The organism is Stenotrophomonas sp. STEN046 (genome assembly GCF_056759755.1).
This window is the reverse complement of record NZ_JBRRDR010000063.1, coordinates 1-20,241: the sequence shown is the minus strand read 5'-3', so window position 1 is coordinate 20,241 and position 20,241 is coordinate 1. Positions and strand designations below refer to the sequence as shown.

The window sequence follows — 20,241 nt, the reverse complement described above, 5'->3', positions numbered from 1 at the left end:
TTCATGGGGTTACGCCGGGGGGGTGCGGGCGCGGGGCTGGCCCGGGCGCTACCGCGCAGCGCACCGTGGTAGCGCCGGGCCTTGCCCGGCGGATGTCCTGGGTCAGGCGCGCAATGCCGCCAGCGATTCGGCCTGGATGCGCTCGTAGATCTCGAACTCGTCGTTCACCGCCACGCCCATCGCCTGCTCGAAGGCTTCGCGGTTGGCATGCGCGGCATAGGCACGCTGTTCACCACCGCCCAGGTTGGACTGGAAGATGCCCGCCGCACTGACCGGCAGGAAGTCTTCATAGACGATCGGATCGGCAATGGCCAGGCCAGCGGCAACCAGCACTTCGGCCGGCAGATCGGCCACCCGCTCCGGCGCCGCGCGGCCGGCGTCGGTCAGCTGGTAACGGTAGTACCCCAGCCCCTCCTGGCGCAGCGTGTCGTGGTCATCGGGGAACGACGCGAACACCGCCTGCAGGCGCTGCCCGTAATCACCACCGGTGCTGCCTTCACCACCGGCATCGCGGGCCTGCCCCAGCAGCTGGTCGTACAGCGCGCGCCCCTTCGGGGTCAGGGCCAGGCCACGCTGTTCGATCTCGCCGAAGCGCGCGGTGTGGGTACCGGCATCGCCGCCTTCGCCATCCGGGAAATGCACGGCCTCTTCCAGCGCCTTGAAGCTGGTCTGCCGCAGCAGGATCGGGCAGGCACGGCGCGGTGGGCCTTCGATCACCGCCTTGGCCGCCATGCCGTGCTCGATCATCGCAGCCTGCGCCGCATCGATATCCAGCGTGCGGGGCGTCAGGTGGTTGATGTGCGGGCCGCGGAAGCTGACCACGTCGGCCACCAGGCGATGGGCCTGGTGCAGGGCGTGGTAGGTCGGCAGGTCGACGGTGGCATCGCTGTGCCAGCGGAAGGTTTCCAGCGCTTGTTCGACGAAGCGCTCGGCATCGGCCTGCGACAGCCCACCGTCGCGCTCGGCCTGGTCGACCAGCGCCAGCGCGGCATCGGTGAAGATGCGGCGACGTGCCAGGATCTGCGCCGACTGTGCGCGCAGGGTTTCATCTTCGATCAGTTCAAGGCGCAGCAGCGAGGTGAACACGCGGAACGGGTTCTGCGCCAGCGCGGCGGCGGTGAGCGGGCGGAATGCGGTGGAATGCACCGGCACGCCGGCCACCGACAGGTCGTAGTAGCCCACCGGGTACATGCCCATCACCGCGAACACGCGGCGCAGCGTCGCCAGTTCCTGCGGCGTACCGACGCGGATGGCGCCGTGGCGTTCTTCATCCAGGCGGCCGCGCTCTTCGGTGCGCAGCAGCTGCGCGGCCAGCGCCGGGTCCTGTTCCAGCACCTGCGTATTGATCCGCTCCACCAGTTCCACCAGCGTGCCGTACAGGGGCACCTCGGTGCGGTACATGCGGGACATGGCCTGGGCGAACAGGCGGCGAATCACATCAGGCGAAACGAAAGAGGCGCTCATCAGTCACTCGATTACGGGTACGGGGAACAGCTCGGACCCGTATTGTCGCCGGAGCGCGGCGCGACGGCGATATGCAGAGCAGCATGGAGAACATCGGTAGCGCCGGGCCATGCCCGGCGGATCCCCGGGCCGCGCTGCGCGCTCGCCGGGCGTGGCCCGGCACTACCGCTTCAGCTGCCGCTTCAACGTGGCATCGAGGGTGATCGGCCGGTCCCAGTGCTCGTAGCTGGCCACGATGGCGTGGCGCACGGCACGGTAATGGAGGTTCTGCGGCTTCACCGGCATGGCCTTCACCACTGCCTCCCAGCCCCCATCGCGGTGCTGGCTGAAGGCGCGCACGCTGTCGCGGCAGGTCTGGCCACTGGCCTTGGCCCAGAAACAGGCGAAATAGATGTCCCCGGCCTGCCAGCCGTGGGTGGTGGCCAGGGCGCTGACGTAGCCGCGCGGCACGCCTGCATAGCGCGATACCTCATCGAGGAAGGCATCGGGATAGCGTTCGGCGTAATGGTTGATGTCGGCCAGCTGGGCATCGACCCAGGCATCGCCGGTGGCGACCTCGTAGGCCGCAGATCGTTCGGCGGTCTGCTGGGCCAGCACGGTGGCCGGCACCAGCAGCAGGGTCAACAACAGCGTCAGCAGCAACCGGTTCATGCCCCGATTCTGCCGCAGCGGCTGCCTCCTGTCAGGCTGCAGCCGCCGCCTTGGCCTCGAGGGTGGCCAGTGCGGCCGGCCAATCCCAGGCGGTATCGGTGCTGACCATGCGCGGCTCATCGTCTGCCACGCCGTGCTGGGTCTCGTGCGCCCAGGTGACCGCATACGGGGTATGGATGCCCCAGCCGCCGAGGGTGACCACCGGCTCGATATCCGAACGCAGCGAGTTGCCCACCATCACGAACCGCTGCATCGGCAGATTGAACTCGGCCAGTACCCGCGCATAGGTTTCCGGGTCTTTTTCGGAGACGATCTCGATGCGCGGGAACAGCTCGTGCAGGCGCGCCACCTTGATCTTGGCCTCCTGGTGGAACAGGTCGCCCTTGGTGATCAGCACCACGGGATAGTGCTCGGCGATGGCGGCAACCGACTCACGCACACCATCGATCAGCTCCACCGGATGGCGCAGGGTGTCATGGCCGATGTCCAGCATGCGCTGGATGTCCTTGGCTTCGATGCGCTGGCCGGTGATGTCGATGGCCGCTTCGATCATCGACAGGACCATGCCCTTCACGCCGTAGCCGAAGACGCCGAGGTTGCGCTGCTGCACTTCCAGCAGGTGGCGGGCGGTCTGGGTGTCGTGCACGTCGATGTAACGCGACAGCAGGTCCAGGTAATCCTGCTCGGCCTTGCGGTAGTAATCCTCGCTCTTCCACAGCGTGTCGTCACCGTCAAAACCGACCAGGCCGATGGCGCGCTCGGGCGCAGGCGTGGAGGTGTTCATCGCGCAAGGATACAGCCGTCCCGGCACGTGGGACACCGGGCATGCTCAGTCGCCGTGCTGGCGCTGGTAGACCAGCAGGTCCAAGGCCGGGGCCTGGCCGGTCAACTGGGTCAGCAGGGTGTGCACCTGGCCGCGGTGATGGGTCTGGTGGTTGAACCAGTGCGCCAGGCCGGCGTCCACCCGCTGCAGCTGTGGCTCAGGCGTGGAGACCCGCCGATAGGTGACACGGGTCGCCAATGCCGCGTCGGACAGCCCGAGGACGAACGCGACGATGCCGGCATCCTCCTCGATCCGCGCCTGACGCAGCGCGGTGAAATCGGTGAACAGCAGCGTGTCGAGCGCGTATCCGGTATCGCCTTGCCCGGCCAATCGCCGCAACCAGATGCGATCGGTCACCAGCAGGTGGTTGAGCGTGCCTTCGATGGAATCAAAGAACGCGCCGCACGGCCTGCGGTAGTCCTCCTCGGCCAACGGCTCCACGGCGGCGTACAGGCGCTGGTTGGCCCAGGCGTTGTAGAGCGCCATGGCCTCGAAATGGGTCTTGAGGGTTGCCATCTGCGGATGGTCGAGCCCGGCGCAGGCGCCGTCAATACAACAAAAACCCGGGTGGCCGAAGCCACCCGGGTTCCCCATGCACCGGTCGTCCCGAAACAACCGTGGATCAGCGGCCCTGGCCGGCGGCGGTCCCGCCCGCGCCTGCGCCGGCCTGCTGGGCAGCAACGTAGGCCTTGTATTCATCGGCGCTCAGCTGGCCGTCCTTGTTGGCATCGGCCTGGTCGAACACCTGCGCCAGGCCCGCGTTCACCTGTGCCTCGCTCTTGCTGATGGTGCCGTTGCCATCGGTATCGATGCTGGCCCAGGTCTGCCCGCCACCGTTGGCCTGGGCAGATGCAGCTGCAGCCGCATCGGTGGCCTGGTCAGCCGCCTGGCCAGCCTGCGCCGCGGACTGCTGGGCCTGCGCTGCTTCGTTCTGCGCATGCGCCGCCTGCTGCTTTGCCGTCTGTGCCATCGCCGGGATGGCCAGCACGCTGCCGGCGGCGACGATCAGGGCGATCAGGGGCTTGCGGTTGCGAATAGTCATCGGGGGTGTCTCCTACCTGTTGGGTGGTGTTGCGCGGTCATGTGTTTGTTTCCGCACGGCACCTACCCTGCCACCCCGTTTCTGAATCGATTTTGCGCCACGATCGACGCCAACACGCACGGTTAACCACCTGCGCGACGGCATGCATTAGCGCGGTGGTTAGCGTGAAGTGAGCGGGTAGTAAGACGAGCATTCAGCGCTGCGCGATTTAACCGGCAGCGAACGAAAAAACTGCGTCAGTCGACGGTTTTTTCCGCTGACCGCGAACTGAACAACACCCACCCCAGTGCAACGCCGGCGAGTGCGCCGGCAATTTCCAGCACCACGCGGCTGCCCAGTTCGTTCGGATCGTGGATGGTGGCCAGGAACAGGCGCGCATACAGCGGCGACTCCAGGCGCACGATGCCCATGTAGAACAGCTTCCAGGTGTCGATGCCGGCGGCGATGATGACCGCGATGACGCACGACCAGCCGATGGCGTGGCCGACGGTCCAATGCAGCAGCCGGCACACGCGATGCCACAGCAGGTACACCAGCAGGCCGACCAGCAGGGCGATGGCACCCGCTTCGAGCGTACCGAGCAGGCCGAAGTGCAACGTGAGGTTCATCGGGTACGCAGGCGTGAGAAGGCAGCCAGTGTAAGGGTATCTGCAGGGCTGCGCCCCGCCCCCGACAGTTCTCCGGTGACGGTTGGACATGCCCGGGTAGATCCACGCCATGCGTGGATGAATCTCCATCGAAATCGAATATTTCGAAAATTGAACGAAAATCATCCACGCATGGCGTGGATCTACTGCAGATTGCGGAAAACTGTCGAAAGCACGGAATGCAGGCTGTTGCTTCGGCCGTTGCCGTTGCCTCTGCGGGTGCGCCCCCCTCCTACCGTACCGGCACGTCGTAGGCAGTATCGGGATCCGGTTCGGGCTGCAGGGTGTAATGCCACCACTCCTGCGGGTAATTGGCGAAGCCATGCTGTGCCATGGCCTGCAGCAGATGCTGGCGGTTCGCTGCCTGCGCCACGCTCAGCCCAGCGGCGGCGGTGTGCGCACGCGGGCCGAAGAAATCAAAGTCAGTGCCCATGTCCATCGCCTTGCAGGTGCCGCTGCGGCAATCAAGCAGCCCCAGGTCCACCGTGGCGCCACGGCTGTGCCCCGAACGCTCGGCAATGTAGCCATCGGCAAGCAGCTGCGGTTTCTGCAGATCCGGGTACTGCGCCGCCTTGCGCGACTGCTCGTGCGGGTCCTGCACCCAGGCCATGAAGGCCTGCACCGAGCGCACCGGGCGATAGCAGTCGTAGATGCGCAGTGCGAACCCCGCAGCGCGCAGATCGGCTTCAACCCGTGACAGCGCCTGTGCGGCCGGTGCCAACAGGTAGCACGCTGGCGCCTGATAGCCCGGCACGGGTGTGCCGGTGAAGTTGTTGGCGCCTGCGTAGCGGATGTCCATGTCGATGCGCGGCGACAGCGAGCGGATCTCCACCAGCCCCGCCGCCGCCGCATCGGTGGCGGTGGAGACGCGCGGTGGCTCAGCGGCGCGTGCCGCCGGTAGCAGGGCAATCGCCAGTGCGAGTGAAATGCAGGTCCTGGAAGTCATAGCTGAAGTCGATCTCCGGATCGATGGCGCGCAGTTCCAGCGTCGGTGCATCTTCGCCAGGCTGCAACCACGCCTGCGCCGAAGGTTCCAGCGTATCCCACTGCAACAGCCAGCGCCCCTGCAGCTGCAGCACGCGGGCACGCAGCAGGGGCGATTTGTCCACGCTGAAACGCAGTCCATCGGCCGCCGGACACAGTGAAGCCGCTCCCAGCCAGGGGTCGCGGTAACTTCCCTGTGCCTGTGCCAGATCGGTGCGACCCGCCGGGCGCGCGGCGGCGGTGGACGGCGCGGGGTGGCTGGCAGCAGCGCGCGTCGCCCGATCCCCTGCCAGCTCCGCCAGGTAGTACGCCGCGGGCTGCGCATCCTGCGGCGCCGTGAACCGCTTCAGCGTCGACTGCATCAGCGCGGTGCGGGCGTCCTCGCCCTCGCCGTTCATCAGCATCACCACGCCCACCTTGCGATCCGGCAGCAGCGCCAGCGACGAGTACATGCCGGACAGCGTGCCGGTGTGCGCCACCTTCCACTGTCCGTCCATGTCCGATACCCGCCAGCCCAGCCCATAGCCGTAGAAGCGGGCGTTCTCCCAGTCGCGTTGGCGATCGCCCAGCGGCATCGGCATGTGCAGTGTCCACAGCATGCGGCGCTGCTCGGCGCCAAGCCAATCCGGCACGAGTGAAGGGTCCAGCAGTACCTGCATCCAGCGCGTCATGTCACGCAGCGAGCAGCGGATGCCGCCCGCGGCCATCGAGGGCAGGTCGGGGCTGGTGTCTGCGTCGGCGCCGGTTGCCACCGTGTGGCCATCGCGCCGCACATGCGGCTGGGCGACATTGCCGACCTGCTTCACCGACCAGGCCCCCACCTGGCAACGGCTCATTCCCAACGGTCCAAACACCCGCTCGCGCATCAGCTGGTCGTACGGCTTGCCGCCCGCTGCCGCCGCCACTTCCCCGGCCACCACGTACATCAGGTTGTCGTAGGCATAGCCGCTTCGGAAGCTGGTGACCGGTTTCAGGTGCGCCAGCCCGGCAAGGATGTCGGCGCGGGTGAAGGCATTGGGTTCGGGCCACAACATCAGGTCACCGGCCCCCAGGCCGAGGCCACTGTTGTGGATGAGCAGATCGCGTACCTGCAGGTGTTCGCCCACCCACGCATCGTGCATGCGGAACGCGGGCAGATGACGCTGCACCGGATCGTCCCAGCGCAGCCTGCCCTCCTGCACCAGCGTGGCCAGCAACGCGGCCGTCATCGCCTTGCTGTTGGAGGCGATCTTGAACAACGTGTCCTCATCGATGCGTCCGCCATCTCCGCGCGCGCCCTCGGCATGGCGATACACCACCTGTCCGTCCTCGACCACCGCCATCGCCAGCCCGGGCAGGTGTTCGTGCTGGACCACGAAGGCGATGTCGGCGTCGATGCGTGCGCTGTCAGCCGCACGCGCCGGAGCAACGGCCCACGCAGCGGCCACGCACGCGGCTATCATTCCGAAACGGAAGCGCCGGGCCATGCCCGGCGACCTCCAGCCCACACCGTCGACCACAACGGCACGAGGCGCTTCCATCAGTAATTCCACGTCACCGTCAGCTGCGCATAGCGCGGCGACTGGAAGCCGGTGCCGTAGCCATACATCGGATTGGGCGTGCCGATGCTGTCCTGCGGCTCGTAATCCTGGTCCACGCTGACCACGCGCTGCTGGTTCAGCACGTTGTACACCGCCAGCTTCAGGCGCAGGTCGGTGGGAATGGGCACCTTGTAGGACACGCTCACGTCCAGGTCGTAGGTCCACGGCGTACGGCCATCGCCACCGCGCGGCGAATGCACGAACACGCGCTCGGACGGCACCGTCGACTGGCAGTTGGACACGCACACGTAGTAGCTGTGGAAATCGGTATCGTCGAACGGATTGCCGGCGCCGAAGCGGGTGATCGGGCTGCCCGACTGCACGCCCAGGGTGGCGGCCACGCTCAGGTTCTCGGTCAGCGCGTAGCTGCCACGGAACTTGAACTGGTGGCGGCGGTCGTTGGCCAGGTAGCCGTAGCCCCGGTAGTTGACCCACGGGTTGTCGAAGTTCTCGGTGCGCCCGGCATCGGCGAAGTCGGTATCGGAATTCACCGGGCCTTCGGCGTTGCCGCGGCCATAGGCCAGGGTGTACGACGCATTGAAGCCCCACTTGCCGTCCCAGGCACGGTCGACCTGCAGCTCCAGCGCCTTGTAGTCACGCTTGGGCTTCACCCAGCCGCGCTGGCCCACGTAGTTGCCATCGTCGTCGTACAGCGCCCAGCCTTCCTTGGACGTGTCGATGTCGATCCAGCCATCGTTGCTGCCATCACAGTTGGTGTCACCCCACACCCTGTTGGTGCGCCCGGGATTGCCCATGATCCATACGCCGTCGATCGCACCGCATTGGCCGGTGGCGGTGATGTTCATGTCATCGATGGCGTTGTGCAGCCGGCGATAAGTGACGCTGGCGGCGACCGACCACGACGCGCTCAGCATGTGCTGGAAACCAAGGATGGCTTCATCCTGGTAGACCGGGTCCATGTCGCGGTTCACTTCCGCGCGCAGGTCCGGCACGCTGCCATCGCCCTGCGAGTTGTCGACCGGGCCGATCTGCGCGCCCAGGTTGGGAACGTTGTTGCTGGCACCGGTGTAGCCCAGGAACTCATACCAGGTGCGCTCATCGAGGAAGCCGCCGGCCTGCTTGATGTTGATGACGTTGGCCACCGGCAGGTAGTAGCGGCCCAGGTTGCCGAACACCTTGGTGGTGCCATCGCCACGCACATCCCACGAGAAGCCGAGGCGCGGGGCGATCATGTTGTCGATCTTGATGTAGCTGTCGCCGTCGCCGCCCTTGTTGTCGAAGCTCTCCACCCGCGCACCGATGTTGAGCAGGAAGTTCGGCGTGACCTGCCAGTTGTCTTCCAGGTAATAGGCCGAGTTGATGGTCTCGAACGAGCCGGCCACTTCATAGCGGCGCGTGCGGGCGACCAGACCACTGGCCGGCACCGTGCCGCCATTGAGCGGGCTGCCCGGCGTGCGGTAGTAGATGTCGTAGCGCAGGCCACCCGGGCCGGGATAGGCGCGCTCGTAGTCGGAGGTGTTTTCCTCGCGGTCCAGGCCGAAGCGCAGCAGGTGATTGCCGATGGACCATTCAAAGTCGGCGCGGGCCGCCTTTCGCGTATCCAGCGCCGATTCCAGCTGCGAGCTGCTGGTGCAGCTGCGGTCACCCTGCAGGCTGGGCGGAATGCCGTCGGCCGCGGTGCGGTTGTCGAACACGCGGTTGCAGTTGTCGTCCATCAGCGAGCTCTGCACGCGGTTGCGCTTGTTCTCGCCATACATCAGCTTCATGGTCAGATCGTTGTTGACCTGCCAGCTGTAAGTGCCCGACCAGTTCTTGCCGCCCACGGTATTGACGACCTGGTTGCTGCGCTCGCCGATGATGTCGCCGCTGTCGTAGTCGTAGCGATACACATCGGTGAGGGTCTTGTTGCGGTCGGAAAAGCCGAACAGCGACAGCATCTGGTTGTCGGTGATCTGCCAATCCAGCTTGCCGCCCCAGAACGGTTCATCGGCCTTGCCCTGGTTGAGGAACGTGCCGGCATCGTTGGTGGATTTCGGACGATAGTCACGGGCTTCGTACATGCCGAAGAAGAACAGCTTGTCCTGCACCAGCGCACCGGAAGCGAACACGTTCAGTGCACTGCGGCTGTAGTCGTCCTGGCGGGCACTGATGTAGCGGCTGCCGGTACCGTCATAACGATCACGCGCCTGCGATTGCCACGCGCGCGGTTCGAATACCAGCTCGGCACCGGCCTTGAAGTCGTTGCTGCCCGAGCGGGTGACTGCATTGATCACGCCACCGGTGCTGCGCCCGAACTCCACCGAGTAACCGCCGGTCTTGACCTGGAATTCCTGGTAGAAGGCAAACGGCACGGATGAGAAGCCGACCCGGTTGTAGAAGTCAGTGACGTTCAGGCCGTTGATGTAGACCGTGTTCTCGGCCACCGACGAACCGCCGAAGGAAATGCCCTGGCCGCCCAGCGAACCCTTGCCCTTCACCGCACCAGGTGCCAGCAGCGCCACGGCGGTGATGTCACGGTCCACCGGCAGTCGCGACAGTTCCTCGCGGGTGATGTTGGTGGCCGATTCGGTGGACTTCACGTCCACCATCGAGATCACCTGCGGCGCACGCACTTCCACCGTACCCAGTGTACTGACCGCACCCAGCGGCACGTTCACCGTGGTTGCGCTGCCCAGGCTGACGGTGACCTGGCCCACGCGGCTGGCCGCGCCGCCCGGCAGGCTCACGTCCATGTCGTAGGTGCCGACCGGCAGCAGCGGGATGCGGTAGCTGCCCTTGCTGTCGGCCTGCACCGAACGCACAAAGCCGGTTGCCGGATTGCGCACCGTAACCGTGGCGCCTGCGGGTACGCTGCCGGCGTCGCTGGTAAGGCGGCCGACCACGGCACCGTCCTGTGCCAATGCGCTGGGTGCCAGTGTTGCCAGGCACGTGCCGAGGGCGACGCACAGGGCCGCCCGCTTGATGGTGTAAGCCTTCATCCCCTGCTCTCTCCTGCAAGAATTGAATGGTGGTGTGGGTGGTGTGTCGCGCTAGCGTTGCCCGGTCGGCAGTACCCGCCACTGGAGGTCGTAGTTCCATTGGTCGAAGTACAGGTTGCCGCCTGCCCACTCGGCCTCGCCGCGCTGCGAGTCGACCGTTTCCGAGCGGTAGTGCTGTTTGGCCGGCACCAGGGCCTGGCCGAAATCGTCGTTGAAGGCGATGCGGTAGCCATCGAGGCCACCCAGATAGAAATCGCGCAGTGCAGGCACGTCGCTGGCCAGCGCGCCGGTGGTCACGTCCATCGGCACCCAGCCATATGGCGCCAGATAGACCTGCCCCCAATCGTGCAGGTTGTTGTAGCCGCTGCCATCATCGGAAAACACCATGCCCGACTGCCAGCGCGCCGGAATGCCGTTCATGCGCAGCAACGCGATCAGCAGCAGGGTCTGCTGGCCACAGTCGGCGTGGCCGGCGCGCAGCGCGTAATCGCTGATGTTGCTGATCGTGGCGTACTCGCGTGCACCGGCCCACGGAATGCGATCGACTGCGGCAAACAGCCTGCGTACGACTTCATACGGGCGCGTCTCGCCCTGCAGCACCTGGTCGGAAAACAGCTTCAGTGCCGGGGTGAAGCGCACATGTGGCAGCTGCTCGGCCAGGTAGGGTGCCAGCGCTGGATCGGTCGGGGTGGCCTGCACCTTGGCCGGATCGATCGCGGTGTGGCGCGCGAAGATCGTCACCGCGTAGCGGATCTCGAAGCGCGTGGGTTTTCCGGCCACGGCCTTCGCTTCCAGGTAGGCAGTGCGCTGCAGCGTACTGGCCGGCGCCACCCGCGCCTTGCCCGGCGCGCTGCCCAGCCACTGCACCCGTTCCTGCTGACCGGGTAGTTCGCGTGGGTAGGGAATCCAGGCACGAACCGTTTCGCCCGCGGGCACCGCGTCGGCCTTCACCGTCAGCGACTGGGTGAATTCGATGCGCTGCGGCAGCACCGAGGCCTGGCCGCTCTGTTCAGCCGCGGCGATCACGCGCGCATGGTGTGCATTGAGCACTTCGTTCGGGCCGGGCGCCGGCAGCGGCGCATCCGCGCGGCGGCGAGCGCGCGCTTCATCGCTGAGCAGGAACAGGTTCGACGGCGCCCGTTTGAAGTACCAGCGCGTGCCATCGATATCGAGATGTTCGATCAGGCCGAGCTGGTCCCAGCGCGCGAACTCTTCATCGGTCAGGTCGGGAATCCAGCGCCGCACGGCCGCCTTGGCGGCGGCCTGGTCCAAGGAGAAATCCAGGCGGATGCGCCGCATGCGCTCCTGCTGGAAGCCGATGTCCTGTTCGCTGACGCCAGGCTCGGCCGCATCGGCTGCCGACCATGTGCTCAGTTCGCTCCCCGCTTCGGAGAACCGCCCGGCATCGATCATCTGCACCACCTGCGCGAACTGCGTGGCCGACGGCGGTGGCTGCGCCGCAGCGGACCACGCGCACAGCAGCAGCGCGGCACTCAGGCCGGCAGCAGCAGGCAGACGCAGTTTGCGAACGGCAGAATCCACAGCGACACTTCCCAAGCGCGGGTGGTAACGGCTGTGTAACACGGGCCGGGAGACCGGTCAATAATTTATTCTTGCTTTCGACGCCGAAAGGAATAAATATTCCAACAGGCATTCGAGGAGGGTGTGCAGCGCATGATCCTGGCTTCCCGCGAACCGCGCCGGCACTGGCCGCGCCGGTTGACCCTGGCCCTGTGCCTGCTGGCCGCCCCGGCCTTGGCACTGGCTGCCCCGACGCCTGATCCCGGCGCACCGCTGCCCTATGTGATTGGCCTGCACGAGGCCTACCTCACGCCGGACTACTGGGCGGCACGGCTCGACAACGCCGACATTCCGATCCTCGACCGCACGCAGATCGACGCGCAGAACGCGCGGATGCGGGCGCAGGACAGCCACATCCAGGACATCGCCATGCTGCCCGCGCAGCTGGATGTCGCGCAGGTCCGCGACGGCATCGTTGCGCTTTCGACCTGGCCCCAGCGGGCGCTGTATGACGCGCACGGCCAGGCGATTGCCCCCGCCGTGCGCAGCGCGATCGAAACCAACCTCGCCCTGCAGGCCATTCCCGCGCAGGTGGCACCGCAGTACGGGCTGGTGGTGAAGCGCGCAGCACTGCGCACCTTCCCCACCCGCGAGCGCGTGTTCAGCAGCATCGGCGACACCGACATCGACCGCTTCCAGGAATCGGCACTGTTCCCGGGTGACAAGGTCGCCGTGGTCCATCGCAGCGCCGATGGCCACTGGCTGTTCGTGCACAGCGAACGCTACAGCGCATGGATCGAGGCCGATGCCATCGCCAGCGGCGACAAGACCACGGTGCTCGGTTATGGCGCCAAGGGGCCGTACCGCATCGTCACCGGTGCCACCGCGCAGACCGCCTACACGCCGGAGGAACCCCGCGTGTCGCGCCTGCAGCTGGACATGGGCGTGCGGCTGCCGGTGCTGGCCGAGTGGCCGGCGTCCGAACCGGTAAACGGCCAGCAGGCACATGCCGCGTGGGTGGTGCAGCTGCCGGTGCGCGAAGGCGATGGCCGGTTGAAGCTGGTGCCAGCGCTGCTGCCGCGTTCGCAGGACACCGCCGCCGACTATCTGACGCTGACCCCGCGCCTGCTGCTGCAGCAGGCCTTCAAGTTCCTCGGCGAACGCTACGGCTGGGGCCACGACTACGACACCCGCGACTGCAGCGGATTCGTTTCCGAGATCTACCGCAGCTTCGGCGTGCTGCTGCCGCGCAATACCAGCGCGCAGGCGATCAGCCCGGCACTGGACCGCCTGCCGTTCACCGGCAAGGACGGCAAGGCCGTGCGCGACCGCGCCGTCACCGGCCTGCAGGTGGGCGACCTGGTCTACATCCCCGGCCACGTCATGATGGCCATCGGCCACGTCGAAGGCCGCACCTGGGTCATCCACGATACGGCGGGCGGCAGCTGGTACGGTGCCGACGGCAAGCGCGTGCAGGCCCATCTCAACGGTGTTTCGGTCACCCCGCTGGAGCCGATGATGGCCAGCGACAGCGTCCGCTACATCGACCGCATCACCAACATCCAACGCCTGCGTGCCAAGACCCCCTGAATGAAGATCACTGCCATCGAACTGGGCATGCTGCGCGTGCCCCTGAAAACGCCCTTCAAGACGGCGCTGCGCACGGTGGAGACCGTGGAAGACGTGGTGGTGCTGATCCGCACTGACAGCGGCCACACCGGTTATGGCGAGGCACCTGCCACCGCGGTGATCACCGGTGACACCCACGGATCGATCATCGAAGCGATCCGCCACTTCATCGGCCCGCGCCTGATCGGCCAGGAAGTGGTCAACCTCAACCGCCTGTGCACGCTGGTGCAGACATCGATGGAGCGCAATACCAGCGCCAAGGCCGCGGTGGAGATCGCGCTGTACGATCTGTGGGCACAGCTGCATGGCGCGCCGCTGTACCAGATGCTGGGCGGCGGCGATCCGGTCATCACCACCGACATCACCATCAGCGTGGACTACATCGACAAGATGGTGGCCGATTCGCTGTCGGCGATCGAACGCGGTTTCGAGTCGCTGAAGATCAAGGTCGGCAAGGACATCGGCGTGGATATCGAACGGGTCAAGGCCATCCATGCCGCCGTCGAAGGCCGTGCCCTGCTGCGGCTGGATGCCAACCAGGGCTGGACCGCCAAGCAGGCCGTGCACGCAATGCGCACCCTGGAAGAAGCCGGGGTAGTGCTGGAACTGCTGGAGCAACCGGTGAAGGCGGCCGACATCAATGGCCTGAAGTACGTCACCGACCGCGTCAACACCCCGGTGATGGCCGACGAAAGCGTGTTCAGCCCGAGCCAGGTGATGGACCTGATCCAGCAGCGCGCGGCCGACATCATCAACATCAAGCTGATGAAGACCGGTGGCCTGTCCAACGCGATCCGCATCGCCGACATCGCCGGCATCTACGGCGTGCCCTGCATGATCGGCTGCATGATCGAGTCGAGCATCAGCGTGGCTGCGGCGGTGCATCTGGCGGTGGCCAAGAGCGATGTGATCACCAAGGTCGACCTGGACGGCCCGTCGCTGGGCCAGTTCGACCCGGTCAGCGGCGGCGTGCGCTTCAACGAGTCGGAAATCAGCATCAGCGACGTGCCGGGGCTGGGCATCACCGAAGTGCGCGGGCTGGAGATGCTGGGTTGATCTCTGCCTTGCGGCTGGCCTGGCGTACAACTGCCTTTGGGTCGGGCGTTACTTTTCTTTCTGCGGAAAGAAAAGTAACCAAAAGAAACGCTCCGCCGGCCGCGAGCCGACGTACTGCGCACGTCGGTGCCCTGTGCTCCTCGGTCCGGCGAGGGACGGCGCGGAACTCGCTGCGCTCAGACACCCGCGCCTCTTCGCCCTCGCCGGACCTGCGGTGCTCGGCTCGCTTGAAGGCGGACTCAACGTCAAAGGCAACAACTGCACCCCGTAGATCCACGCCATGCGTGGATGCTCCTGCTTCTGCTCTACCCCGTACCCCCTTCGCGGCTGGCACGCGCGCGATCTGTCCGGGGTCGGGTGGGTGGGGTTTGCAGGGGTGTCCGCCGCATGGGCCCGAGGCATGCCTCGGGCGGGTTGGGCAGGACGCCCAACCCAGGTCTTGCCGTTTGCGCAGGACAGCGCAAACGCGCAAGCGCGGCCAAGCTTACAGGGACGTACTTGCGGCGTCCCCTGCAAACCCCACCCGCCCGATCCATTACATGACACGCTCTACGCTGCCAACCGCAACGCGCCTCCCCATGCCCGGACACCCCGCATGCCGCCCCTGCTGAAAATCCGCACCGAGCGCGGGCAGATGTCGGCCATCGAACGTCGCATCGCCGATTTCATTCTCGACAACGCCCACCTGCTGCGCGATTACTCCTCGCAGCAGCTGGCCAGCGCCCTGGGCATCAGCCAGTCCAGCGTGGTCAAGTTCAGCCAGAAGCTCGGCTTCAAGGGCTACCCGGACCTGAAGTATTCCATCGGCCAGGACGTGGCCCGTGCCGGCGCCGACCCGCAGCAGGCACCGGCCGAGCCCGATACCAGTGATGATTACCTGCGGCTGGGCGATGCCCTGCGCCGCAGCAAGGCACAGGCCGAGGAAGAGACCCGCCAGGCCAACCCGCGCGAGGAGATCGAGCGCATCGTGCAGTTGCTCGACGGCGCACCCAAGCTGTTCGTGCACGGCCTTGGCGATGATGGCCTGTACGCGCGCGAATTCGCCATGCGGCTGTCACTGCTCGGCCTGCTGGTGGTGCCGCATACCGATCCGATCCTGATGCTGGCCAACCTCTCGGCCGCTCGCCCGGGCGATGTGCTGCTGATGTTCTCCGAGTTCGGCAACCTGCCGCAGCTGTCGCAGCTGTCACGCCAGTTCCAGGACATGGGCGGCAGGGTCGTGTCGATCACCCGCCACACCGCCAATCCGCTGCGCGCGCATGCCGATGCCGCACTGGTGGTATGTGCCCATGACCGCGCACCGCAGGTGGCACAGCTGCTGTACCGTAGTGCGATGCACGCGCTGCTGGATTTCCTGTTCGTGCTGCTCTGCCACGCCAATCCGGATCGCCAGCAGCAGCTGGCGGTGAACCTGGAACGGATCGACCACCTGTTGGATTCCTGACCGGAGCATCCGATGAAACTGCTGCTGGCCCGCCTTGCTTCCACCGCGCTGCCGCTGCTTGCAGCATTCACCCTCCACGCTGCGCCGCTGGATGGCGCGCGTCAGCTGATCGTGGTCACCAGCCCCTCCTGGGACAGCACGCAGGGACAGCTGCAGGCGTTCGTGCGTGATGGCAGGCAGTGGCGTGCGCATGGCCAGGCCTTCCCCGTGGCACTGGGCCGCACCGGCAGTGCGTGGGGCCTGGGCCTGCACCCGGCGCAGGCCGAGGGCCCGCAGAAGCAGGAAGGGGATGGCCGCAGCCCAGCCGGCGTATTCGCGCTGGGCAGTGCCTTCGGCTATGCGATCACCCGCCCCGGCACCGCGATGGTCTACCAGCCCATGCTGGAAAGCAGCTACTGCATGGATGTTCCGGCGTCGCCCTTCTACAACCGCATCGTCGATGCGAAGAAGGTCGGCAGCGCCGCAGTGACCGGTTCCACCGAGCCGATGCGGCTGGACCTGCACAACAAGGGCGACGTGCGTTACCAGGAAGGCTTCGTGATCGCGCACAACCCGGACAACCAGCCGGGTAAGGGCAGCTGCATCTTCGCCCATCTGTGGCGTCAGCCGGGCGAGGCCACCGCCGGTTGCACCGCCATGCCGCAGGCACGCATGCAGGCGCTGTTGAACTGGTTGCGCCCGCAGGACACACCACGTTTTGTCCTGCTGCCACGCGCCGAGTACCTGCGCCTGCAGGCACAGTGGCAGTTGCCCGCGCTTGAAGGAGCCGCACCGTGAGCAGCAGCGAAGAACCGCAACTGCAACGTGCGGTCAGCCGTTGGCAGATCGTCGGCCTGTCGATCAACGACGTGGTCGGCAGCGGCATCTACCTGCTGCCCGCCGCCACCGTCGCCCTGCTCGGCCCCTTCAGCGTGTGGGGCGTGGTCGCCGCCGGCATCGTGGTGGCCCTGCTGGTGCTGTGCTACGCGCAGGCGGCCAGCTATTTCGATGAGCCCGGCGGCAGCTACCTGTATGCCCGCGAGGCGTTCGGGCGCTTCGCTGGATTCGAGATCGGCTGGATGATCTGGCTGACCCGCATCAGCTCGGCGGCCGCGCTCAGCAATGCGCTGGCCGATGCAGTGGCACGGTTCTGGCCATGGGCCGGTGGCGGCCTGGGCCGCATCGCAATCATCGTGGTCTCGCTCGGCTTCCTCACCGGGGTCAACATCATCGGCGTGCGCTCGGCCGCACGCACCGGCATCGTGCTGGTGATCGGCAAGATGCTGCCGCTGCTGCTGTTCGTGGCCATCGGTGCGTTCTACATCGACCCGCAGCTGGCGTTCTCCGGTCAGCGTCCGGACCCGCACGACCTGCAACGCATGGGCGAAGCGGCACTCCTGCTGCTGTATGCCTATGCGGGGTTCGAGAACATTCCGGCCGCGGCCGGCGAGTACCGCAATCCGCGTCGCGACATTCCGTTCGCGCTGATCACCATGATCATCACCGTCACCGTGATCTATGCGGCCGTGCAGATCGTGGCACAGGGCACGTTGCCCGGCCTGGCCGGCTCAGCCACGCCGCTGGCCGACGCCGCTGCCAGCTTCGGTGGTGAAGCACTGGCACTGATCCTGACCGTGGGCGCGACCATCTCCATCCTCGGCACCAACAGCAACACGATGATGATGGGCCCGCGCTTCCTGTTTGCCCTGGCACGCGATGGCTACGGTCCGAAGGTGCTGGCGCAGGTGCATCCGCGTTTCCGTACGCCGGCCGCGGCGATCTTCTGCCAGGGCCTGATCGCGCTCGGCCTGGCCCTGTCTGGTTCGTTCGTGCAGCTGGCGCTGCTGTCGATGACCACCCGCCTGTTCGCCTACATCGGCACTGCAGCGGCGGTACTGGTGCTGGCCAAGCGCTACGCCGACCGCCCCGGCGCGTTGAAGCTGCCCGGTGGCCCGTTGATTCCGGTGCTGGCGTTGTTGCTGTGCGTGGCGCTGTTCGCCAGTGCCAGCTGGCAGAACATCGCCGCCGCCCTGGTCGCCTTCGCCATCGGCGCGGTGATCTACAAGCTGCCGCGAAAAGATGCCGACGCCGGGTGACCGGTGGCGCCGGGCCATGCCCGGCGGATTGATCTGACGATCACGCTGCCCGCCCGGGTCGTTAACCGCCACCCAGGCACGATCAGGCTTCGTCCACCACGGAGCCCTTCCATGACCGATTACCAGATTCCCGGCCGCGTGCCGGACGACAGCACCCCGCGCCAGGCGGTTTCCGATTACTGGCGCGATCGCTACACAAGCGAGCCCTATTACGACAATCAGCTGTTCTTCGATGACTACGAGCCGGCGTACCAGATTGGCCACACGGCGCGCGCGCAGGACATGATCCGCGCTTATGAAGAGATTGAAGGCGAGCTGGAATCGCGCTGGGCCAGCGAACGTGGCAAGAGCCGGCTGGAGTGGGCGCAGGCCCGCAGTGCCGTGCGCCGCGGCTGGGACGAGGCCCATGTGGCCGACCCACGTCTGACGCGCGGTAGCTGACCCATGGATTGCCGGTAGCACCGGGCATGGCCCGGCGCTACCGGCCTGCAATCAGTCCTGTTCGGGCAACGGCGGCACTGAAGCGGGGCGCTTGGGCTCGGCTGCATTGGCTGCGATCAGGTCTCGGGTGTTCTTCTGCACGGCCACGGCACCGAACAGCGACAGCGCGAAGGCCATGCCGTAGAAGCCCTTCTCGCTCAGTACCAGGGTGGCGTTCCACAGGCCAACCAGCAGCAACAACAGCGCAGACAGCAACGCGAACCAGCACAGCGCGTAATACAGGCCGCTGACCGGGATCTCCTCGACACGGTCGCGCACGCTCTTCTGCAGCGACACCGCCGCGAACAGGCCAAACAGCAGCAGGGTGAGGTAGTAGCCCTTCTCGTTCAGCGGCATCTCCGCATTGAACAGGCCCACCAGGTAAGCCACCGCGCCCAGCAGCAGGGCCACCCAGGAGGCAGCAATGAAAGCGGGCGAGGGTCGATGGATGATCGGTGCGTTCATTGCGGTTCCTTGCAGTCAGGCGGGCATGCTTTGCCCGGGCGTGAACACCCTAGACCATCCGCGCTCCAGCGCACAGGGGGAGCAGGACCTTCGGGCCAGGACCGTCACCCCGCCGATGGTATACAAGGGAGAGCCTGGCCATCCGCATCCCCACGCTGGAGATACCCATGACCCGCACTCCCCTGCTGCTCGCCCTCGGCCTGCTGCCGATCCTCGCCACCACCGCCTGCAGTGCCGCCGGCCCCGATGCCAGCGGGCAGAAGGCTGCCGCCAGCACGGACGCCGCCGACCAGCGCCCGTTCACCGCCACCGAAGTCAGTCGTTTCGACCAGCCGTGGGCCATGACCTTCCTGCCCGATGGCAGCCTGCTGGTGACCGAGAAGCGCGGCAAGCTGCAGCGCCTGGATCTGGCCAGTGGCCAGAAGCATGAAATCACCGGTGTCCCCAAGGTGGCCTACGGTGGCCAGGGCGGCTTCGGCGATGTCATCGTGCATCCGGATTTTGCCCGCAATCATGTCGTTTACGTCAGCTATGCCGAGGAAGGCACGCTTGATACCCGCGGTGCAGCCGTCGCGCGTGCCACCCTCGCCCTGGACGCCAAGGGCGGTGGTGAGCTGAAGGACCTGAAGGTGATCTGGCGGCAGACCCCCAAGGTCAGCGGTGAAGGCCACTACGGCCACCGCCTCGCCTTCGGTCCGGACGGCAAGCTGTGGATCAGTTCCAGCGAGCGGCAGAAGTTCGACCCGGCACAGGACATGAGCGGCAATCTGGGCAAGATCATCCGCCTCAACGACGATGGCAGCCTGCCGGCCGACAATCCGTTCGCCTCGCAGGGTGGCGTGGCCGCACAGGTGTGGTCGCTCGGCCACCGCAACGTGCTCGGTATCGCCTTCGATGCCAACGGCAAGCTGTGGGCGCAGGAAATGGGCCCGGCCGGTGGCGACGAGCTGAACCTGATCGTACGCGGCGCCAACTATGGCTACCCGATCGTCTCCAACGGCGACCATTACGATGGCCGCCCGATTCCCGATCACGACACCCGCCCGGAATTTGCCGCCCCGAAGGTCACCTGGAACCCGGTGATCTCACCGGCCGGCCTGATGTTCTACAGCGGCACCCTGTTCCCGCAGTGGAAGGGCAGTGCCTTCATCGGCGGCCTGTCATCCACCTCGCTGGTGCGTGTCAGCTTCGAGGGCGACACCGCGCGCGAAGCCGAACGCTTCAACATGGGCGAGCGCATCCGCGAAGTGGAACAGGGCCCGGACGGCGCGCTGTGGCTGCTGGAGGATGGCAACAAGGCGCGCCTGCTGAAGCTGACACCGAAAACCTGACCGCACGGTGGTGGGCGGGGGCGGGGCGGGGGGGAGGCTAAACACCCCCCCGCCGCGGCGGCGGCGGGGGGGTGAGGGGGGTGGGGTGGCAGGCGACGTGGGCCGCGGAC

18 protein-coding genes are annotated in these 20,241 nt (G+C 66.5%); 7 read left to right on the top strand and 11 right to left on the bottom strand.

The annotated features are described in order from the left end of the window. Positions 1 to 102: 102 nt before the first annotated feature. The 10 genes from hglS to ACVOLJ_RS19710 form a co-directional block, all read right to left on the bottom strand. Positions 103 to 1,464, bottom strand: coding sequence for a 2-oxoadipate dioxygenase/decarboxylase HglS (hglS, locus tag ACVOLJ_RS19755; protein ID WP_481564891.1), 1,362 nt, complete (start codon positions 1,462 to 1,464; stop codon positions 103 to 105). Between the two features lie 162 nt (positions 1,465 to 1,626). After that, on the bottom strand, positions 1,627 to 2,115 hold the full coding sequence (locus ACVOLJ_RS19750) for a hypothetical protein (RefSeq protein ID WP_475279477.1): 489 nt from the start codon (positions 2,113 to 2,115) through the stop codon (positions 1,627 to 1,629). A 31-nt stretch (positions 2,116 to 2,146) separates the two neighbouring features. Further along, positions 2,147 to 2,899, bottom strand: a complete 753-nt coding sequence (locus ACVOLJ_RS19745; RefSeq protein ID WP_475279478.1) for an HAD family hydrolase — start codon at positions 2,897 to 2,899, stop codon at positions 2,147 to 2,149. Positions 2,900 to 2,944: 45 nt separating this feature from the next. After that, positions 2,945 to 3,454 carry a DinB family protein gene (locus ACVOLJ_RS19740; protein WP_481564890.1) on the bottom strand — a complete coding sequence of 170 codons (510 nt, stop codon included), beginning with the start codon at positions 3,452 to 3,454 and terminating at the stop codon, positions 2,945 to 2,947. A gap of 106 nt (positions 3,455 to 3,560) precedes the next feature. Beyond that, the gene (locus tag ACVOLJ_RS19735; protein ID WP_089238276.1) at positions 3,561 to 3,980 is read right to left on the bottom strand and encodes an EF-hand domain-containing protein; all 420 of its coding nucleotides are present in this window, start codon (positions 3,978 to 3,980) and stop codon (positions 3,561 to 3,563) included. Between the two features lie 236 nt (positions 3,981 to 4,216). Continuing rightward, positions 4,217 to 4,588, bottom strand: coding sequence for a hypothetical protein (locus ACVOLJ_RS19730; protein ID WP_475279480.1), 372 nt, complete (start codon positions 4,586 to 4,588; stop codon positions 4,217 to 4,219). A gap of 271 nt (positions 4,589 to 4,859) precedes the next feature. Then, positions 4,860 to 5,573, bottom strand: a complete 714-nt coding sequence (locus tag ACVOLJ_RS19725; protein WP_481564889.1) for a M15 family metallopeptidase — start codon at positions 5,571 to 5,573, stop codon at positions 4,860 to 4,862. Beyond that, the gene (locus ACVOLJ_RS19720; RefSeq protein ID WP_481564892.1) at positions 5,506 to 7,053 is read right to left on the bottom strand and encodes a serine hydrolase domain-containing protein; all 1,548 of its coding nucleotides are present in this window, start codon (positions 7,051 to 7,053) and stop codon (positions 5,506 to 5,508) included. Before ACVOLJ_RS19720 ends, ACVOLJ_RS19725 begins: the two co-directional genes overlap by 68 nt. A 77-nt stretch (positions 7,054 to 7,130) precedes the next feature. Continuing rightward, positions 7,131 to 10,130: a TonB-dependent receptor gene (locus ACVOLJ_RS19715; RefSeq protein WP_475279482.1), complete on the bottom strand. Its 3,000-nt coding sequence runs from the start codon at positions 10,128 to 10,130 to the stop codon at positions 7,131 to 7,133. A 51-nt stretch (positions 10,131 to 10,181) separates the two neighbouring features. Then, positions 10,182 to 11,672: a transglutaminase-like domain-containing protein gene (locus ACVOLJ_RS19710; RefSeq protein ID WP_481564888.1), complete on the bottom strand. Its 1,491-nt coding sequence runs from the start codon at positions 11,670 to 11,672 to the stop codon at positions 10,182 to 10,184. Positions 11,673 to 11,804: 132 nt separating this feature from the next. On the opposite strand from ACVOLJ_RS19710, the gene ACVOLJ_RS19705 reads away from it, so the two are divergent. The 6 genes from ACVOLJ_RS19705 to ACVOLJ_RS19680 all read left to right on the top strand — a co-directional run bounded on the left by ACVOLJ_RS19705 (position 11,805) and on the right by ACVOLJ_RS19680 (position 18,296). After that, a complete protein-coding gene (locus ACVOLJ_RS19705) occupies positions 11,805 to 13,241 on the top strand; it encodes a C40 family peptidase (RefSeq protein WP_481564887.1) in 1,437 nt (478 codons plus the stop codon). Continuing rightward, positions 13,242 to 14,336 (top strand): dipeptide epimerase, encoded by a 1,095-nt coding sequence (locus ACVOLJ_RS19700; protein ID WP_475279485.1) that lies wholly within the window; start codon positions 13,242 to 13,244, stop codon positions 14,334 to 14,336. A gap of 595 nt (positions 14,337 to 14,931) precedes the next feature. Further along, positions 14,932 to 15,780, top strand: a complete 849-nt coding sequence (locus ACVOLJ_RS19695) for a MurR/RpiR family transcriptional regulator (protein ID WP_475279486.1) — start codon at positions 14,932 to 14,934, stop codon at positions 15,778 to 15,780. A gap of 12 nt (positions 15,781 to 15,792) precedes the next feature. Beyond that, positions 15,793 to 16,557, top strand: coding sequence for a L,D-transpeptidase family protein (locus tag ACVOLJ_RS19690; RefSeq protein ID WP_475279487.1), 765 nt, complete (start codon positions 15,793 to 15,795; stop codon positions 16,555 to 16,557). Next, a complete protein-coding gene (locus tag ACVOLJ_RS19685; protein ID WP_475279488.1) occupies positions 16,554 to 17,855 on the top strand; it encodes an APC family permease in 1,302 nt (433 codons plus the stop codon). Before ACVOLJ_RS19690 ends, ACVOLJ_RS19685 begins: the two co-directional genes overlap by 4 nt. Positions 17,856 to 17,966: 111 nt before the next feature. Beyond that, entirely contained in the window at positions 17,967 to 18,296 is a 330-nt protein-coding gene (locus ACVOLJ_RS19680) for a hypothetical protein (RefSeq protein WP_475279489.1), read from the top strand. Between the two features lie 51 nt (positions 18,297 to 18,347). Here the strand turns inward: ACVOLJ_RS19680 and yiaA are convergent, their stop codons facing one another. Further along, on the bottom strand, positions 18,348 to 18,800 hold the full coding sequence (gene yiaA / locus ACVOLJ_RS19675) for an inner membrane protein YiaA (protein WP_475279490.1): 453 nt from the start codon (positions 18,798 to 18,800) through the stop codon (positions 18,348 to 18,350). Positions 18,801 to 18,967: 167 nt separating this feature from the next. Between yiaA and ACVOLJ_RS19670 the strand changes: the two genes are divergently transcribed. After that, positions 18,968 to 20,131, top strand: a complete 1,164-nt coding sequence (locus tag ACVOLJ_RS19670) for a PQQ-dependent sugar dehydrogenase (protein ID WP_481564886.1) — start codon at positions 18,968 to 18,970, stop codon at positions 20,129 to 20,131. Positions 20,132 to 20,241 lie beyond the last annotated feature (110 nt).

Coding starts and splice junctions, on each gene's coding strand:
- hglS (WP_481564891.1), bottom strand. CDS start 1,464: ATGAGCGCCTCTTTCGTTTCGCCTGATGTGATTCGCCGCCTGTTCGCC.
- ACVOLJ_RS19750 (WP_475279477.1), bottom strand. CDS start 2,115: ATGAACCGGTTGCTGCTGACGCTGTTGTTGACCCTGCTGCTGGTGCCG.
- ACVOLJ_RS19745 (WP_475279478.1), bottom strand. CDS start 2,899: ATGAACACCTCCACGCCTGCGCCCGAGCGCGCCATCGGCCTGGTCGGT.
- ACVOLJ_RS19740 (WP_481564890.1), bottom strand. CDS start 3,454: ATGGCAACCCTCAAGACCCATTTCGAGGCCATGGCGCTCTACAACGCC.
- ACVOLJ_RS19735 (WP_089238276.1), bottom strand. CDS start 3,980: ATGACTATTCGCAACCGCAAGCCCCTGATCGCCCTGATCGTCGCCGCC.
- ACVOLJ_RS19730 (WP_475279480.1), bottom strand. CDS start 4,588: ATGAACCTCACGTTGCACTTCGGCCTGCTCGGTACGCTCGAAGCGGGT.
- ACVOLJ_RS19725 (WP_481564889.1), bottom strand. CDS start 5,573: ATGACTTCCAGGACCTGCATTTCACTCGCACTGGCGATTGCCCTGCTA.
- ACVOLJ_RS19720 (WP_481564892.1), bottom strand. CDS start 7,053: ATGATAGCCGCGTGCGTGGCCGCTGCGTGGGCCGTTGCTCCGGCGCGT.
- ACVOLJ_RS19715 (WP_475279482.1), bottom strand. CDS start 10,130: ATGAAGGCTTACACCATCAAGCGGGCGGCCCTGTGCGTCGCCCTCGGC.
- ACVOLJ_RS19705 (WP_481564887.1), top strand. CDS start 11,805: ATGATCCTGGCTTCCCGCGAACCGCGCCGGCACTGGCCGCGCCGGTTG.
- ACVOLJ_RS19700 (WP_475279485.1), top strand. CDS start 13,242: ATGAAGATCACTGCCATCGAACTGGGCATGCTGCGCGTGCCCCTGAAA.
- ACVOLJ_RS19695 (WP_475279486.1), top strand. CDS start 14,932: ATGCCGCCCCTGCTGAAAATCCGCACCGAGCGCGGGCAGATGTCGGCC.
- ACVOLJ_RS19690 (WP_475279487.1), top strand. CDS start 15,793: ATGAAACTGCTGCTGGCCCGCCTTGCTTCCACCGCGCTGCCGCTGCTT.
- ACVOLJ_RS19680 (WP_475279489.1), top strand. CDS start 17,967: ATGACCGATTACCAGATTCCCGGCCGCGTGCCGGACGACAGCACCCCG.
- yiaA (WP_475279490.1), bottom strand. CDS start 18,800: ATGAACGCACCGATCATCCATCGACCCTCGCCCGCTTTCATTGCTGCC.
- ACVOLJ_RS19670 (WP_481564886.1), top strand. CDS start 18,968: ATGACCCGCACTCCCCTGCTGCTCGCCCTCGGCCTGCTGCCGATCCTC.